Source organism: Corynebacterium nasorum, from assembly GCF_022347325.1.
GTDB lineage: Bacteria > Actinomycetota > Actinomycetes > Mycobacteriales > Mycobacteriaceae > Corynebacterium > Corynebacterium kefirresidentii.
This window is the reverse complement of record NZ_JAKRDU010000012.1, coordinates 32,855-49,391: the sequence shown is the minus strand read 5'-3', so window position 1 is coordinate 49,391 and position 16,537 is coordinate 32,855. Positions and strand designations below refer to the sequence as shown.

Here is a 16,537-nt window from a genome sequence, read left to right as displayed (position 1 = left end):
CCCGAGGTTCGGGCCGGAATCGCCGCCGAGCATCTGGCGGCGGCCGCGTCGGCGAACGAACAGCCCGCGCTTCAACCTACCCCCCCAATAACGCGAAGCGCCATCAACGCCCCGCGTTACACGTTTAATTTGAACTCCACAGAGTGTCGGCGCAGCTTAACGTGTGCGAGATTCATTCTTGGACCCAGCCCAGTCGCTGGCGTTAACCTTGCACAAAACTACGGCGATGGTCCTAGACGGCCTTGCTGACTGAGCACCCGGCACCTCCATTACAGGCGTTCGTGCTCCCCACATCCTTCGCTCAAGCGGACTGCTATCCCGTAAACCGATGTTGTCACCCTTCCAGGACGGTAGCCTTATCAACCCAGCGAGCCAATAGACTGAAAGCCGCGAGCTGCTCCAACGCGACTTGCTCCTCACCACCGTCGTGTGGAACATGCATCCCGGGATTGCGGATAGCCGCGTACAAGCCCTCTGCAAAGGCGCGGGCGCCCCGATGCAGGTTCTCAAACGTCTTACTGCCATCATTTTCCATAAGCCGAAGGCGCGGCGCATTACGCTTCGGATCATGGAGTGAAAACGCCTCGTTGAAAAGTGCTGTTTCAGATACGTCTAGGCGGTTCAGTTTCGCTTGGGTCTCTGCATTGACGCGGATGGCAGCCTGCATCACGGCTTGATGGTAGTGTCCGTGATTCCAGTAACCCTTGCCATTTTCCCACGCCCACGGATGCAGATTGGCTGCATCTAAGTCTGGCGTGTTCTCTCCGAGCTTTTCAGCGAGTTCAGACCGACGTTCAAGCGCTGTCTTGGCCCGGGCCGCTTGACCCCTCAGCCAGCTATACTCCTTGTCCTGGACTGGGAGTCCTTGTTTCCACCCGGGAAGCACTCGGTCAAGGATCATTTCAACGACATGGGCGCGTGCCGCAGCCTCAGTCGGCGATCCACTCATAACGGTTCCAAGGTAGGCGATGCCCGGGCCCATGTCGGGGACTACCTTCGCTGTGACTTGCAGGAACGCGTCTATCTCATTGATCGCCCACTCGGGGTCCAGCTCGGCCATGCCTCCATTATGACGTATGGGGCTGACATGGCCGGAGAGAACTGGTCTGATACCCCCACCAGAAACACCCCGCATTGTTGCAGGCGCGCTGACGCGCGCCCATCATGGAAACCATGAGCGATCCCAACTTCACGATCCGCCAGATCACCTTCGACTGCCACGATCCCTCAAAGCTCGCCAAGTTTTGGTCTGCCGCAACCGCCTGCGAAATCGCCGCGGATTACGGCGATTTCGTGATGGTTGATTCCACCCCGGCGCTGGGATTTCAGCGCGTTGAGGAGCCGACACCTGGGAAAAACCGCATGCACGTCGACGTTGGCGGGGCGGAGCGCGAAACTTTAGTAGAACGCCTCAAAGACCTAGGCGCCACCGAACTCACCACCCACGAAGCGCCGGGATTGGTGTGGACCGTCATGCAGGACCCGGAAGGCAACGAGTTCTGCGTGGGTGACCCCGGGGCCTAGCTACACGTTGAACTTGAACTCGACTTGGTTCAAGTCATCCGCGTGGCCCCGCGGTCGACCGGCGCCGGGTTGATGTGTGCGTTGGGGGTATGCAGCGGCACCGTGTTTTGGGTGACTGCTTCATTGGCTGGCCTTTCGGCGGTGATTGCCGCGCGGCCGAGCGTGTTGGGCGCTCTGCAACTCATTGGCGGGCTATTCCTTATTTATATGGGTGTATCTTCGGTCCGCTCCGGTTTTGCTTCCCGCCGCGCACCCACCGTGGTGGTGGGTACCGAGGATTACACCGAACAGGCCATCGCGGCCGGCGGTATTAATGACATGACTGGGTGACGCGCCTATAAGCTCGGGGTGGTCACGACCCTATCCAATCCGAAAGCGCTCGTTTTCTTCGGTGCGGTTTTCGCGCAGTTTATTCGCCTCGATATGTCGCCCACGTGGACCGTTGCGGTGGCGGTAATCCTCGTGGCGATGTCGGTGACCTGGTTTTCTACTTTTACATTCATTGTGCGCGCGGCATCGCGCTGGATTGCGCATCACTCCACGGCCATCGATATCGTTTCCGGTCTTATCTTTGCGGTGCTGGGACTCGTTATGGCCGTCGAGGGCGCTATCGAGCTCTTCGGTTAGTGCAGGTGGCGGATTTCCATAAAAGAACTGATATAGGAGCTACCTAAATCACAGAACTTACCTGTTTCGCTGCAGGTGAGAGGGCCCTTATAGTGGCATGCGTTAATCCAATAGCATGCGAGTATGGAGGTGTTAGGTGGCTATTAGCGCCCTCGTGACTCTGATGGGCGTGTGGTTCGCGGCGATGGCCTCGCCGGGGCCAGACGTAGTGCAAATCATTCGCTTAGGTGCGCGTTCTACGCGCGCAGCCGTATGGGCGGCGCTTGGTAGTACCACCGGCCTTACCATTTGGACTGTGGCCTCCTTGGCGGGACTGTCCGCGCTGATTTCCGCGCACCCTGGCATCCTCGTGGCGCTGCAGGTTCTCGGTGGCTGTTACCTGCTGTGGATGGCCTATACTGCCATTACCGGTGGCATCAAGGAGCGTCGCGCGCCCGCAACCGTAGTGGGCACCGAAACCCGCGCCCCGCAGCCGCGCGGGTTTACGCCGGACGGCATCATTAAGGCGGGTACCGCCTATCGCATGGGGTTCATCTGCGATCTCTCGAACCCCAAGGTGGTCATCTTCTTTGGCGCCATCTTTGCCAATTTCATTGATCCCGGCATGGGCATCGGCGCCAATCTCATGGTGGGTGCCGTATTGATTCTGGAAAGCCTCGTGCTGTTTGTAGGCGTGGCTTTAAGCACCCGCGCGGTTTCGAAGTGGATGGCTAAGAACTCCGCCTGGGTGGATATTGTCAGCGGTGCGGTCTTCCTTCTGCTGGGTGTCATCATCCTTTTTGAGGGAGTGCGTGGTCTTATAGCCATGTAATCTGGGGCCATGATTTTTACCACTACTAATACCGTTGATGGCTATGAGATTACGGACTATATTCGCATCATCGCCGGGGAAACCGTCATCGGTATTAATATGCTGAAGGATTTCGGGGCATCCATCCGCAATATCACCGGTGGGCGCTCCGCCGGGTACGAAAGCGAGGCCATCAAGGCGCGCGAGGCGGCGCTCGATGAATTGTGGCGGCGCGGGCAGGAGCTCGGGGCCGATGGTGTGGTGGGCATCGCCTTCGATTATTCGCCCATGGGAACATCGAATGACATGCTGATGGTCACGGCCACCGGCACGGCGGTGAAGCTGCGCGCTCGTGATTAAAATCGGCAAGAAAACACTGGCCCTGTGCGCTGGGTTATGCGCGGCCGCCGGACTCATGGCGGGGTGCGAGGAAGAACCGCCGCAGCCGGGCAGCGTGCCAAATGAATCGCAAGGCGCGCCCGATGGCTATATCACCACGCTGCCGGACCAGGGCACAACGGCCAATGGCCGCTACCAGATCATTAACCTACAAAATCATCGCAGTTTTGTAGTCCACGTGCCGTTCAATGCGGATAAGCACCACCGCCTGCCCGTGGTCATGGCCATGCACGGCTATGAGATGGACGCCGGCAATATGTTCAAAGGCACTGACCTTTCCCAAGGCGATGCCATTACCGTCTTTGTCCAAGGTGCGGGCAAGGCGTGGGCACCGGCACCCTATGCGGTGACTAGCTTGGAAGAAGATCTCAAATACGTGGATGACACGATTGATTTCGTCCGCCGCCACTATCCCGCCACGGACACCACCTATGGCGTGGGCTTTTCCAATGGCGGCGGATTCGCCCGCGCGGTGACCTGCAAGCGGCCGGGTCTATTCGATGCGGTGGCCACGGTCTCGGCGGCAAAATATGACCGCGTGGAAAAAGACTGCGCCACCGAGCCCACCGATTACCTGGATATCCACGGCACTAAGGACGCGCTGATGAAGTATGGCGGTGGGCGCCAGCACGGTGCGCACTACCACTCGGTCAAACAATCGCTACGCGGGATAGCGAAGGAGAATGGGTGCAATCCGTTTCCAAAGAGGCGTCGGAAAGAAGCGGTGGAGCACTTTAGCTGGCGGGTATGTGATGCGCGCACCGAGCAGTACACCATCCACGGCGGCACGCACACGTGGAACGGTGGGGCCACGGACCATTCCGGCTTAGTTAAGGCAGAATGGACCACCGATACGGTGCTGGATTTCTTCCATATTGCCCACCCGTAGTCAGCGCAGCGCGCGGGCTGGGTAAGCTGGGCGGCATGCTAGACATTCCTATCAACGGCGACTCCATCAAATTGGGGCAGTTCATCAAGCTGGCCAGCTTGGTGGCTACCGGCGGCGAGGCCAAGGAACTCATCGCGGAAGGCGTGGTTACGGTCAATGGCGAGCCCGAGACGCGCCGGGGTGCAACGCTCCACCCGGGTGACGAAGTGTGCATCGAGGATGCCTGCGCGCGGGTGGGCGAGCCGGACGATGACGATGATTACTTTGACGAGGCCACGGCCGATGATGACTTTGATCCGGAAAAGTGGAGGAATATGTAGATGCCAGCATTCGAAGCTGAAGTGGGCATGCCCTACTGGATTGACCTGACTACCTCGGATCCGCGCAAGTCCGCGCACTTCTACGAGCAGGTGCTGGGCTGGGAAATTTCCGCCGAGTCCGCGGAGGAAAAGCCTTATCAGATGGCGCGCTTACAGGGCCTGCCCATCGCCGGACTTATCCCGCAACCGGAAGAAGCACCCATGCCGGATACTTGGGTGACCTACTTCCTCTCCAAGGACATCGCTGGTGATTGCCAGCGCGCCGAGAGCCTGGGCGGGCGCATCCTGGTGGAGCCGCAGCAAGTACAGCTAGGTCATATGGCCTTGCTTGCCGACGCCGCCGGCGGCATGTTCGGCCTCATTCAACCCGCCGGCCCGGAACACTTCGTCGCCGCCGGCGAGCCCGGCACCCCGGTATGGCACGAGCTCACCGCAACCTCGGGTTTCCAGCGCGCAATGGACTTTTATGGCGAGCTTTTCAATTGGGAAATTCGCGCCATGCAGTCCGAGGATGAGAACTTCATTTACGCCACCGCGGAAGAAGACGGTGCGCCCTTTGCTGGCCTGTGGAACGCCGAGGGCCAGTTCCCGCCCCAGGTGCCGAGCTTCTGGCAGACCTACTTGGGCGTGCGCGATATCGACGCCGCTGCGAAGAAGGCCGTGGAACTAGGCGGCGAGGTCATCCGCGAACCATGGGATTCGCCCTTTGGCCGCATGTGCCTTTTGGCCGATTCCACCGGTGCGACCATCACCCTCACCGAGGTCGACGACGCCCCTGAAGAGGAGCCAACCGAAGCGGATGACGTGCTGGGGCTCGACCCGCAGTAATCGCGATGAGTGAGTCGCCACTGGTCAAGCGCGTATTGGCGGTCGTGGCCGTGATTCCACCCGGCAACGTCACCTCCTATGGTGAGGTGGCTAAGGTGGCCGGTTGCGGTGCGCGCAATGTCGGTACCGTGTTAAAGCGCCACGGTGCCGATACTGCCTGGTGGCGCGTGGTCCGCGCCGATGGCACCTCTCATGATCCCGTCCGTGCGGAGGACTACTGGGACCGGGAGGCAATCGCCCACGCTGGCGGCCGCGTTAAGATGCACGAGCATGGAATCGACGCCCGCGAATTACAGGAGTTGATGGAGTGAGGGCCTGGGTCATCCTTTTTCTCGCGATTGCGAGCGAAGTCGTGGGTACCATCGCGCTGAAATACGCCGTGGACCATTTCTGGATCTACGGTGTGGCCGCTCTTTGTTTCATCCTCGCCTTCGTGCTCCTGCACCGCGTCATGCAAGAAGGCGTCAACGTGGGCGTGGCCTACGGTCTCTGGGCATCCGGTGGAGTCATTTCCACCGCGCTGCTTTCCGCCGCGCTCTTTGGCGAGCCGCTCGGAGCAGTAAAACTCGCTGGCATCGCGCTCATTATGGCCGGCGTATTCTGCGTGGAAGTGGGCGCTAAACCAGACGAGGATGAAGACCGCACGGTGGAGGTGGCACCGCAATGATCTGGTTTCTGCTTTTCCTCGCTACCGCCATTGAGGTCACCGGCACGCTGTGCCTGCGCATGTCCGCGGTGACCGGTCGTCGCTTCTGGGTTGTGCTCGTCGCCCTGTGTTATGTCAGCGCCTATGGTTTCTTGGCGCTCGTGCTCAAGGCCGGCATGGATTTGGGCGTGGCTTATGGCATCTGGGCGGCTACCGGCGTTGCGCTTACCGCCATCGCCTCGTATCTCCTGTTTAAGGAGCCGTTTACCTGGCTAAAATCCCTCGGTGTGGTTCTGATTGTCGGGGGAGTGCTGCTGGTAGAAGCTGGTGCGTAGCACCTGCTGGGGCGCTACTATATTTTCATGATGAAAAAGTTGGCGGTAGGTTCCCTGGTTACCGCACTCTCCCTCGCAATCGCCCCTGCCGCCCAGGCTGTCACTCTCGATCCGCACGCTGTGCCCGCGCGCACCCAGATCACCGTCCGGCATGATTCTGGCGCGACTGTGTCCACCGCTAATGCCCATGAGTCTCGTCCCGCGCTGTCATTGAGCAAGCTCTACTTGGGCTATTGGGTCCTAAAATACGGTGCGCCGGCCGACAAAGCCCGCGTGGAGCACATGATCCGCGTGAGCGATGACAACGTGGCTACCGACTTGGATCCCCGCTACCCGCAAGCCATCCCCAGCACCATCCACGAGTTTGGCCTGCGCGAAACGCACTACACAGGGTATTGGGGAACGACCACAACCTCTACTGAAGATGTAGCGCGGTTCACCTCGCGTATCCAGCACGATCCCATTGCCGCACCCATCATGACCGGCATGGCTAACGCCGCCCCTGTGGCTGCCGATGGCTACCGCCAAGATTTTGGTACCTCACGAATTCCGGGCGTTATCGGTACCAAGTTTGGCTGGTCCGATAATCGCCGCATCCATGCCTCGGTATCCACCGCCCCTGGTTTTACCGTCGCCGCCAATACCTACGGTGACGCGGGCACTCATACCGCAGATGTCACCCGGGCCGTACATAATGCCCCAGGCGCACTACCCGCAGCGGGCGGTTCTAGCCAAGCTATTGGCGCGCGCATCGAACGCGATTTGAATCTACAAGGCCCCGCGCGACAGGCCGTCCGCGATGCCACCCGCACGGCAGCGAGCTATGAGCGTCAAGCCTGCGCGAGCGCGAACCAGGCATTGGCGCAGGTAACGCCGATGCGTGTGTGCAACTAGGACTTGCAGAGCTCGACAGAACTACAAAGCGTGCTGGGGTTGGATGGCGCAGGCGGCTTTAGCGGATGAAGGCGAGGGCATCTTCGGCGGCGCTGTGGCTATAGCTCTCGTCGGTTTTGGCGAGCTTATTACCGCGCAGCACCAGCCAGATGCTCAGCGGGTAAAGAATAAGCGCCACGACAACGGCTTGGATGATCGAGGCCACCTCGGAATCGTGCAGGTAATTCCAGCAAAAGTGCAGTGTAAAGGAGGCGGCTAGGGCGCCGAGGAAGACTCCGATGCGCCACCACCCGGGTTTGGCGGCGGCATAGAGCGCCCAGCCGATGCCCCAGCCGGCCAGCGCGGTGAGCAATACGTGTAGGCCAGGACCGGCGATAAGGCGCAGGCCCCACATTTCAAAAAGCCCCTGGATATCGCTATCAGGATGCATGGTGGCGCCCATGGCGCCGTAGAGGATATTTTCGCAGGCCTCGAAGCCAAGGCCCACCACTGCGCCCACCATCCAGCCATGCCATGGGCGGTTGAGCTGGCGGAAGGACATGAGCACGAAGATTACGCCAGTGGCCTTAGAAATTTCTTCCGGATAGGCACCGCTCCACGACATCATGGCGTCGACCCAGCCGGAGCCAATGGCGAGCTGCATGACCGGCCCAGCGCTGATAAGCGCCAAGGCAACGGCTACTCCGCCGCCCCAAAGGAAAGCCAGCGTGGCCCATAGGCGCGCCGGGCGGGCCCACATGGGGCTGCGTTGCAGCAGGTAGATGACCAGCGCCACGAGTATGGCGGCGATGAGCAGGCTGAGCAGGCCCATCAGGGGAGAAATCAAAAATGTGCTTAGCGTCTGGAAAAAGAAGGCGATGAGTCCAATGCCGGATAAGATCCACAGCGTGGTGCGAAAGAGCTTAGACATCTAGAACATCAACTCCCCGGAGAAATCAGCGAATTCTGAATCGGCATCGGCGGGTAGATCCTTTTGGCCGAAGGCATGCCAAATGCGAGAGGCGGTGGCGCGGGCCTGCTCACCCTTGCCGGTCACGGTGACCACCCAATCCTTGTTTTCGTCCTCGCCGGTGCCGTCGAGGGAGAGGGCGGCGGTGGAGGAGGGGGCGTCGGCAAGCAGGAGCGCTCCGTTGGTGCCGTCGAAGGTAGGGGCATCGGCCGGCAAAGGCGCCATGGCTAGGGCGCGGACCATGCGGCGCAAGGTGGTGGCATCGTCTTTGGCATCCTCGGTAAGGGTGGCTTGTACGCTGACATCGCCGCAGTTCCAGCCGATGCTGGCGAGGGATTCATAGTCGCGCTCGCAATAAAGATCGGGAACGTCAATCTCCCAGTCCTGGCTGGGCTCGGCTAGGGTGACCTGCTCGACGTCTGCGGAAGAATCCCCCAGCGCCGCCTGCACGAGCATGGGGAGGGCAAGAACCACCGCCACGAACGCAATGACGGCGCAGAAAAGGCGCTGCGGATGCGCTGGAGGAAAGCGATAAAATTTCATGGACCACACCTTATCTTGCCGCTTTGCCCTAGAGTGGCAGGCATGAAAGATCTTTATCAACTAGTCAATGGACCCTGGCTGGAAAGCCACGTCATTCCCGATGATCGCGGCGTGGATGGCACCTTCCACGCGCTGCGCGACGAAGCCGAAGAACTCGTCCACGAAATCGTGGAAAAGGACACCGGCCGACCGGGCAAGCTCTATGCCTCCTTTATGGATACCGAAGGGGTTAATGCGGCCGGCATGGCTCCATTGGATGCGGATCTGGACCGCCTGAGTGCGGCCGACCCAGAGGAATTAGCGCAACGCCTGGGTGAACTCGAGCGCACCGGTGTCGGCTCCCCGGTGACCTTTTGGGTATCCAAGGACTCTGGTTCCGAGGACGCCATTGCCTATGTCATTCAATCCGGCTTGGGCCTGCCGGATGAAGCCTATTACCGCGAGGAAGCTCACGCCGAAACGCTGGCCGCCTATGAAAAGCATGTGGCAGAGATGCTGGAGTTCCTCGACCCAGCCCGCCTTTTCGGCCTAGGTGCCGAGGTAGCCGCCCAGCGCATCGTGGGCCTGGAAAAGGAACTTGCCGCTGGCCATTGGGATGTGGTCTCCACTCGCGATGCGGTGAAAACCTATAACCCGTGTGAGTTTGGTGAGCTGCCCACCATGGCTCGCGCCGTGCTCTCCGGAGGCAACCTGCCGGAGCACCGCGTAGTCAATATGATGCCGTCCTACCTCGAGCACTTCGAGGACCTTTTTACCTCCGAGCGCATGGCCGATTGGCAGCTATGGGCTACCTGGCACATCCTGCGCTCCCGCGCGGCCATGCTTCCGGAGGAAGTCGGCGCGAAGAACTTTGAGTTCTACGGCACCAAGCTCTCCGGCGCCACCCAGCAGCGCGACCGGTGGAAGCGCGCGGTAGGCCTGGCTGAGTCCCTCGTGGGCGAAGAGATTGGCCAGGTATTCGTGGATAAGCACTTCCCGGCTTCCTCCAAGCGCGAGATGGATGAGCTGGTGGCCTACCTCATTGCTGCCTACCGCGAGCGCATCTCTCAGCTGGAGTGGATGACCCCGACCACCCGCGAGCGTGCCTTGGAGAAACTTTCCCAGTTCAAGGCCAAGATTGGCTTCCCGGATTCCTGGCGCGATTATTCCGGCCTCGAGGTCTCCGGCAAGGGCGCGGACCTGTTGGCTAATACGCGTGCCGGCTCTGCCTTTTCTCACGACTTCGAGCTGGCCAAGATTGGCAAGCCGGCCGATCGCGATGAATGGGTGACTACCCCGCAAACGGTCAACGCCTTTTATAACCCAGTGGTCAATGACATCACCTTCCCGGCGGCAATCCTGCGCCCGCCGTTCTATAACCCGGAGGCCGATGCCGCAGAAAACTTCGGCGCCATCGGTGCCGTCATTGGCCACGAGATCGGCCACGGCTTCGATGACCAGGGTTCGCAGTTTGATGGTCAGGGCAACCTGAACTCCTGGTGGTCCGATGAGGATCGCGCCGCCTTTGAAAAGCTCACCGCCAAGCTGGTGGAGCAGTTCAATGGCCAGGTACCGACGGTGCTCAAGGAGGCCGGCATCGAATCTACTGGGGTGAACGGCAGCTTTACCCTGGGCGAGAATATCGGTGACCTGGGTGGCTTGGGTATCGCCGTGGTGGCTTTTAAGAACTACTGTGCCGATAAGGGCATCGACCTGCAGGGCAAGGAGGAAAAGTTCGAGGTAGACGGTGCCGAGCCAGAGCTGGCTGAGCACACCTACAATGGTCTGCAGCGCTTCTTCCTGTCCTGGGCCCGCGTATGGCGCACCGCCATCCGTCCGGAGATGGCCACGCAGTACCTAGCCATTGACCCGCACTCGCCGGCGGAGTTCCGCTGCAACCTCATTGCGGCCAATATTGCGGAGTTCTACCAGGCCTTTGACGTGGCAGAGGATTCCGCCATGTACATTGCGCCGGAGGATCGCGTCACCATTTGGTAGCCCTTTCCGCCGGTAGGCGGTGCGCGTAGGCTCGGTGGCATGACTAACGCAGATGCTAACCAGGATCCGCACCGCCCGCTGGAGCCGGGACAGGAGTGGCACATCGGCGGCCAGGACCGTCAGATGGACGACAAGGAGCAGCTTGAGCAGCTCGTTGCCTATATCGATGCCCACTATGACACCCCGGATTTCCGCCCGCCGTGGGCTGGGGGCGGCTCTCCTGAGGCGGATCAATATTGCGCGCTCTTGCCGGACCGGATTACACACGCGGCAATGATGGTGCTCGGCACTGCGGCGGATCATGCGTTGCCGGGCACCGCCTATACGGAGGGCATCAGCGTGGAAGAATCCGAGGTGGGAACCATTTTTCGGCCCACAAAGCCCACCGGCCGCTGGGCGGTGTCGCTCCACTCGGGCGGCTGGTGGCGCGGTGCTGGCCAGGCACTAGAGATGCAATGGCGCCCTGAGGTAGCCGCCGCCGCGCAACTATCTGGCACCACCATCATCGATGTGGACTATCCGCTTGCACCCGCGCACACCGTGGCGGAGATGGTTAATGCCGTACAGAACGCCATCGACTATGCCCGCAAGCAGGGTGCTTCCAACGTCACCACCTGGGGATATTCCTCCGGCGGCGCTCTGGCGGCGCTTGCGCCTGCCGACGCCCTCCTGCTCAGCTTCCCCGATTTCGGTGCCTTGGCGAATCTGCCTGAGGACCTCCGTGCCGGCTATGCAATCCCGGCGGACCTTTCTAATCTCTGCCCGGTGACTTTCGTCCAGACCGCGACCGAGGATGAGATTGCTGCGCGTGTTTCTGTGCCCGGCGCCGTGGCGCGCGATTATGTTTCCACCCACCGCGTGTCTACCCCGGCAGTTGCCCGTCAGCGCGTGCGGGATGCGGCCGCGTTCCTGGCAGGAGAGTTGGAAAAATAACAATTCCCTGGCGGTTCCATGCTAAAAGGGAACTAGTTTCAATAGGCTCGCGACTAGTTCCGCATGACCATATCCACTCATGGCGCGCTATCGCGCCTGCATAAATTCGCCGGCGTAATCATTGCGCCCTTTCTCATCGTCGCAGCGTTAAGCGGGTTTCTCTACGCCTTGGCGCCCACCTTTGAACCGTGGATTTACCACGATGAGGTGACAGCCACCGCGCAAGGCAGCCCGCGCAGCCTCGATGAACAGATTGCAGCCGCCCAGCGCCAGCACCCGGATGGGACCGTGGTTCGAGTCGAGCCTTCCGAAGACCCGCAGGAGACCACCCGCGTGCTTTTCGACGACCCCACCGCCCCCAGTTCCAGCTATACTCACGCTGTCTTTGTAGACCCGGTGGACCTGCACATCACTGGCGAACTACAACAATATGGCGGCTCGCGGGCGCTGCCCTTCCGTACGTGGGCCTCTAATGGCCACCGCACCCTATGGTTGGGCGAGCCTGGCCGCCTCTATGCCGAACTTGCGGCCTCGTGGCTCGGCGCGCTGAGCATCCTCGGTCTCTACCTGTGGCTCAAGCGTAAACAAAGGAATAAGAAGCAGCCCTCTAAAGTACTGGCGCTGCACGCCCGCGTGGGTGCCTGGTTGTTGCCGGGCTTCCTCTTTCTTACGGTTACCGGCCTGACATGGTCACTGGTAGCGGGCACAAGTATTGGCAAGGTGCGTGAGGAACTTAATTGGAAGGAACCGTCCGTGGCCACCTCCGTTGCAGAAGCGGGGGCTAGCACTGGGACAGGGGAGCATGCCAACCACGCCGGGCACGCGGGTCACGCCGGGCATACGGGACACCACGATGCTGCAGAACTCGCCGGAGCCCAAACTGCAGAATCGACCGCCCGTAGCCAGGGTTTGACCGGGGTGCTGGAAATGACTCCGCCGGAAAAGCCCGGCGATGCGTGGGGCGTGCGGGAGGCTCGTGCGGCCTTCAAGTTACGCAGCGACGCCGTGGCGGTTACTCCGAACGGGGAGGTCATCGACCGCATCAATTCGGCCGATTGGCCGCTTGCGGCACAGCTAACCTCGTGGCTCATCCAGCTGCACATGGGGACGCTTTTTGGAATCTATAGCCAGGTTGCATTGGCGGTACTCGCCCTCGGCCTGCTCGTGGTGAGCATTGCGGGCCTGTGGATGTGGTGGAAGAAACCGCGCCGCAGCCTGCCCGAGCTAAAAATTACCCCCGCCGTGCTGGCGGGGGTGGTGGCCTACTCAATCATCGCGCCGCTCTTTGGCGCTTCGCTATTGCTCTTTTTCGTAGGTGATTGGATCGTGCGGCGCCTGCGCGCCCCGAAGCAGGAACGGGGCGCGGCCGCTGGGGAGGTTACTCCTCGCCCTCGGGGCGAATCTTCATCTCGGAGTCTTTCCACAGTCCGGAACGGGTAATGTCCTCATAATCAATCTCGGCTGGGACTGGGGCATTGCCCTGTGAATCGGTACGCAGTTCGTACTTTTCGATGGCACCCCAGTCGCGGGCCCAGTCATTATTGAGGTAGCTTGGGATCTCATAGGAGTAGTTGACCGCCTCCGCGGTGGACATGGCGCCACCGCCGGAGAAGGACTGGAAATCCGTCAGCGAGGTCTGTGCCGAGGAGTCCGGCAGGATGCGGTACTGCGGAATTTCGGTAACGCCAGCGAAGTGGTCAAAGGTGCGCTGGCACGGGAACTGTAGGGCTACGGCCCAGTCCAATAGCGCCGGGGTGTCCTTGGAGAACTGGTTATTGATGGTGTCCAGCTCTGGGACGCGCGGCGGAGTAAAGGCCAGCCAGTCATCCTCATCGGTGGAGTCATCCGTTGCTACCAGGCGCACCACGTTGGCATCCTTTGGCAACTTATCCAGCGGCAGGCGCAGGTTGCGCCACTTTGGCGTGGCACCGACGGCGGAGAGTTCTTCCTCGCCAGTATTGGTGACCTTTCCGGAGTCATCGATGGTGCCGTACTCGAGGCTAAGCTTCATGCCTTCCTGCTCTACCCCGTTGACGTCGTGGTGGTAGATATTGCCGGCTGCAGATACGGCGAGCACGGGAGTATTGTCCTTGGCCTCTGGCAGGTTGTACCACTTGGTGGTCACCTCAGAGGTGGAGTCTTGCTCCTCGGAATAGGAGCCGAGCACTGGGACCTTGGTGTAATCCAGGTTGAACGGCAGGTGCATGGTAGAGCCATTGACACCCTCAGTGCCGCGTACTCCACCCTCCGAGGTATTGGTAGTTTCCTTGGACTTTTTGTCCTTTTTGTCTTGCTTATTCTTTGTCTCCTGGGAATCAGCGGAATCGCTGTTACCGCCGGATTCGGTATCCGCACCCGAGGTAGTGGTCTCCGCGCTATCGGAGGAGGAGTCGCTGGAGCCATCCGCGATGGCACCTACTGAGGCGGAATTCTGGTTTTCCGGCTCGATGGATTCAGGGATGAAGTTTGGATCGAAGCCCTTGTGGGTCTCGTCCTGGTCCACCAGGGAATCGCCCAAGTCGCCTTCAACCGGGGTCAGGAAGGAATCATTGGTGTTGGTCTCCACCATGGTCTGATCCGCCAGAGCGCAGGTATTGCCGCGCAGGGAGGCCACGTTGCCCTTGCCCACGGAGTAGGAATCCGCCTGCGAGACGGTGGCCTTGGCAAAGGAAGCACACGATAGCGCTACCACGATGGCACAGGCCAAGGCGATGGGCGCGGACATGATACCGGCGGAGCGCGAAACCTTAGCGGCGGCATTTTTCTCAAATTCCGCCAGGGTGCCGGCTTCTTCTGCTTGGGACTTGCGGTAGCTATGGCGCAGGGACTGCACTATGCCGATGGCGAAGATGACCAGCGCGATGGTGAGGAGCACCTTATTGGCCTCGATGGCCTTGAATTGCACCGTACGATCCCACCACGGGATGCCAAAGGAGGAAACGTACCACCAGGCGTTCCAGCCGGCGAAGGAAATGGCCAGCAAGAAAACCACCGCGGCGATAGCGAAGGTGCGAGCACGCGGCGAACGCAGTGCGAATTGGGAGAGCACCACGGCACCGAGCGCCGCGATGACACCGGCCACGCCGGCGTAAATGCCAAAGTGATGGGTCCACTTGGTGGGGGTGAACATGAGGAAGAACATGGACAGCGCCACGATAATGAGCAGGCGCTGGGTCGGGCCAACGGCAGCACCGACGACACGGCGGTCCTTGATGAAGGCCGCCACGATGAGCACTAGGCAGAAGAGCATGGTGAAGACCGCGAAGCGGCGGGTGAGCGAGCCATCCACCGATTCCTGGAAGAGGGTGGAGTAGCGCGCGTACTCCGCGTACCACGGCAGGGAGGGGCCAACCTCGGAGCGCACGCGGGTGGACTCCAGCACGGTCGATAGCGTCTGGTCACCAAAGGCGGCAACCATGATGGCGGTGCCAGCGCTAAGGAATGGCGCAATGAGCGCGAGCCAGCCCAAGGTGCCACCGCCCATGGACGGCACGCGCTCGGCCATGGCGCGGAAGAGGTGCGGCAGGCTGACCAGGAAAACGCCCACGGCAAAGAGGCCGGTGGGGCCGGCGGCCAGGGTGATGGTTGCGGCGATGGTGCCCACGGCCGCCGGAAGCAGGCGGTGGGTGGAAATGGCACGCTCAAAGGAGGCCCAAGTAAACATCACGCCAAGCGCCACGATGGGCTCGGGGCGGGTGCCGTTGTTATAGGGCAGCCAGAAGGCCAAGAACATAAGCGCCGCGGTCCAGTGAGCGACCCGGCGGCCGTCGACAAGCTGGCCAAAGCGCGGGAGTATCTCGCGGGAGAGGATAAACCAGATGATGAGCCCAGAAATCAGGCCGGGCAAGCGCACGAAGACCGAGGCGGTAGAAATCTGGGAGAGAACGGCAACCAGGTCATAATAGGGGGCGCCGAAGGGCGCCTCTGGCACGCCGTACCAGCGGTAGTAGTTGGCCATGTAGGTCGCGTGATCGAAGACGCGGCTCATGGAGAAGATGAAGCCATCATCGGAGGTATTGGCGCCGAAGATATACCAAAATCCCAAGACGGCGGCCACCACGCCATCGAGCGGGCGCACCTTCTTCCACGTCTTAGGCATGAAGCCAAAGCGGCGGCCATCGAGGCGGTCGATGCGCCATAGGCAGAACAGGGATACGACCACCATGGCGCTGCCCAGCCACATGGCGATGGTCTTGAGCACCGTCGGGGAGGAGGTGAAGCGGGAGTTGATATCGACGTGCACATTGAGGCCGTCGTCAAGCAGGGCCTGTACGTCCGCTTTATCGTCGATTTCGGTATAGACACCGGTGACCTGCGGGCGCAGATCCTCCTCGGTGGTCTTTTCATGATCCCCCACGCGCACGCTGGTGCCATCGCCCGTAGCAGAAATCTCAATCTTGGCGTCCTTGGGGAGCTTGGCTACCTCTTTGGAGTTGAGGGTAAGCAGAACCTCATCCAAGGAGACAACGGAAAGGCCCTCCTCATTCGCGCGGACAAAAAGGCCGCGGTTGGAGGCTTTCTTGGACTCCGGAGGGACGGTGCCGTAGACCATGGACTGTCCCTCACGCAGCTCATCGACTGCGGAGATAGGGATGGTGGCCTGAAGATCCTCTGGCGCCACGGAAATGAGTGGCGCGTTGATGGACTGCACGGAATCATGCTGCGGCCAGTCATAAGAGGACTGAGTTTGGGTCACCGGCAGTAGCGGGGTGGCTACAAAACACAGGAAACCAATCAGTCCGGCAATGATCGCGGTCCACCGCAGGCCCGCGGGGGCGGCGGCGAAGCGGGAGCTAGCAGGTCGCGCTTGGGTGGTATTCGTAGTGAGGCTATCTGACACGGCGATTAGTCTACGTCAGATACCCCTCTCCGCCCGCGGGCAC

At 60.8% G+C, this 16,537-nt stretch carries 17 protein-coding genes and 1 pseudogene; 14 read left to right on the top strand and 4 right to left on the bottom strand.

From position 1 onward, the window contains the following. Window positions 1-334 precede the first annotated feature (334 nt). Complete coding sequence (locus MHK05_RS09555) at window positions 335-1,060, bottom strand: TIGR02391 family protein (RefSeq protein WP_239206339.1); 726 nt, start codon at window positions 1,058-1,060, stop codon at window positions 335-337. A 113-nt stretch (window positions 1,061-1,173) separates the two neighbouring features. Here MHK05_RS09555 and MHK05_RS09550 point away from each other — a divergent pair, with 113 nt between their 5' ends. The 11 genes and pseudogenes from MHK05_RS09550 to MHK05_RS09500 all read left to right on the top strand — a co-directional run bounded on the left by MHK05_RS09550 (window position 1,174) and on the right by MHK05_RS09500 (window position 7,252). Further along, a complete protein-coding gene (locus MHK05_RS09550) occupies window positions 1,174-1,524 on the top strand; it encodes a VOC family protein (protein ID WP_324291869.1) in 351 nt (116 codons plus the stop codon). Between the two features lie 42 nt (window positions 1,525-1,566). Beyond that, window positions 1,567-2,151, top strand: a pseudogene (locus MHK05_RS09545) (LysE family translocator). Between the two features lie 136 nt (window positions 2,152-2,287). Continuing rightward, window positions 2,288-2,962, top strand: coding sequence for a LysE family translocator (locus MHK05_RS09540; protein WP_239206335.1), 675 nt, complete (start codon window positions 2,288-2,290; stop codon window positions 2,960-2,962). Between the two features lie 9 nt (window positions 2,963-2,971). After that, on the top strand, window positions 2,972-3,301 hold the full coding sequence (locus MHK05_RS09535) for a YbjQ family protein (RefSeq protein WP_049358954.1): 330 nt from the start codon (window positions 2,972-2,974) through the stop codon (window positions 3,299-3,301). Then, the gene (locus tag MHK05_RS09530; protein ID WP_239206333.1) at window positions 3,294-4,229 is read left to right on the top strand and encodes a CE1 family esterase; all 936 of its coding nucleotides are present in this window, start codon (window positions 3,294-3,296) and stop codon (window positions 4,227-4,229) included. The genes MHK05_RS09535 and MHK05_RS09530 overlap by 8 nt, the downstream gene beginning before the upstream one ends. 35 nt (window positions 4,230-4,264) lie before the next feature. Then, window positions 4,265-4,549: an RNA-binding S4 domain-containing protein gene (locus tag MHK05_RS09525; RefSeq protein WP_150851437.1), complete on the top strand. Its 285-nt coding sequence runs from the start codon at window positions 4,265-4,267 to the stop codon at window positions 4,547-4,549. Then, entirely contained in the window at window positions 4,550-5,377 is an 828-nt protein-coding gene (locus MHK05_RS09520) for a VOC family protein (RefSeq protein WP_239206331.1), read from the top strand. It begins immediately after the preceding gene. Between the two features lie 5 nt (window positions 5,378-5,382). Then, window positions 5,383-5,688: an MGMT family protein gene (locus MHK05_RS09515; protein WP_239206329.1), complete on the top strand. Its 306-nt coding sequence runs from the start codon at window positions 5,383-5,385 to the stop codon at window positions 5,686-5,688. Beyond that, window positions 5,685-6,044, top strand: a complete 360-nt coding sequence (locus MHK05_RS09510) for a DMT family transporter (RefSeq protein WP_239206327.1) — start codon at window positions 5,685-5,687, stop codon at window positions 6,042-6,044. The genes MHK05_RS09515 and MHK05_RS09510 overlap by 4 nt, the downstream gene beginning before the upstream one ends. Then, window positions 6,041-6,358 carry a DMT family transporter gene (locus tag MHK05_RS09505; protein WP_239206325.1) on the top strand — a complete coding sequence of 106 codons (318 nt, stop codon included), beginning with the start codon at window positions 6,041-6,043 and terminating at the stop codon, window positions 6,356-6,358. The genes MHK05_RS09510 and MHK05_RS09505 overlap by 4 nt, the downstream gene beginning before the upstream one ends. A 27-nt stretch (window positions 6,359-6,385) precedes the next feature. Continuing rightward, window positions 6,386-7,252, top strand: a complete 867-nt coding sequence (locus MHK05_RS09500; protein ID WP_239206323.1) for a hypothetical protein — start codon at window positions 6,386-6,388, stop codon at window positions 7,250-7,252. Between the two features lie 58 nt (window positions 7,253-7,310). On the opposite strand, the gene MHK05_RS09495 is transcribed toward MHK05_RS09500, so the two are convergent. Together MHK05_RS09495 and MHK05_RS09490 are read right to left on the bottom strand one after the other, a co-directional pair. After that, a complete protein-coding gene (locus tag MHK05_RS09495; protein WP_239206321.1) occupies window positions 7,311-8,162 on the bottom strand; it encodes a PrsW family intramembrane metalloprotease in 852 nt (283 codons plus the stop codon). Further along, a complete protein-coding gene (locus MHK05_RS09490; protein ID WP_239206319.1) occupies window positions 8,163-8,744 on the bottom strand; it encodes a hypothetical protein in 582 nt (193 codons plus the stop codon). It abuts the gene before it with no gap. A 42-nt stretch (window positions 8,745-8,786) separates the two neighbouring features. Between MHK05_RS09490 and MHK05_RS09485 the strand changes: the two genes are divergently transcribed. The 3 genes from MHK05_RS09485 to MHK05_RS09475 all read left to right on the top strand — a co-directional run bounded on the left by MHK05_RS09485 (window position 8,787) and on the right by MHK05_RS09475 (window position 13,094). Then, window positions 8,787-10,721 carry a M13 family metallopeptidase gene (locus MHK05_RS09485; protein WP_239206317.1) on the top strand — a complete coding sequence of 645 codons (1,935 nt, stop codon included), beginning with the start codon at window positions 8,787-8,789 and terminating at the stop codon, window positions 10,719-10,721. 39 nt (window positions 10,722-10,760) lie between these two features. Beyond that, on the top strand, window positions 10,761-11,654 hold the full coding sequence (locus tag MHK05_RS09480; protein ID WP_239206315.1) for an alpha/beta hydrolase: 894 nt from the start codon (window positions 10,761-10,763) through the stop codon (window positions 11,652-11,654). Window positions 11,655-11,717: 63 nt separating this feature from the next. Beyond that, window positions 11,718-13,094 carry a PepSY-associated TM helix domain-containing protein gene (locus MHK05_RS09475; RefSeq protein ID WP_239206313.1) on the top strand — a complete coding sequence of 459 codons (1,377 nt, stop codon included), beginning with the start codon at window positions 11,718-11,720 and terminating at the stop codon, window positions 13,092-13,094. On the opposite strand, the gene MHK05_RS09470 is transcribed toward MHK05_RS09475, so the two are convergent. After that, window positions 13,033-16,494, bottom strand: coding sequence for an arabinosyltransferase domain-containing protein (locus MHK05_RS09470; RefSeq protein ID WP_239206311.1), 3,462 nt, complete (start codon window positions 16,492-16,494; stop codon window positions 13,033-13,035). The two genes, MHK05_RS09475 and MHK05_RS09470, sit on opposite strands and share 62 nt — an antisense overlap. Window positions 16,495-16,537: the final 43 nt, after the last annotated feature.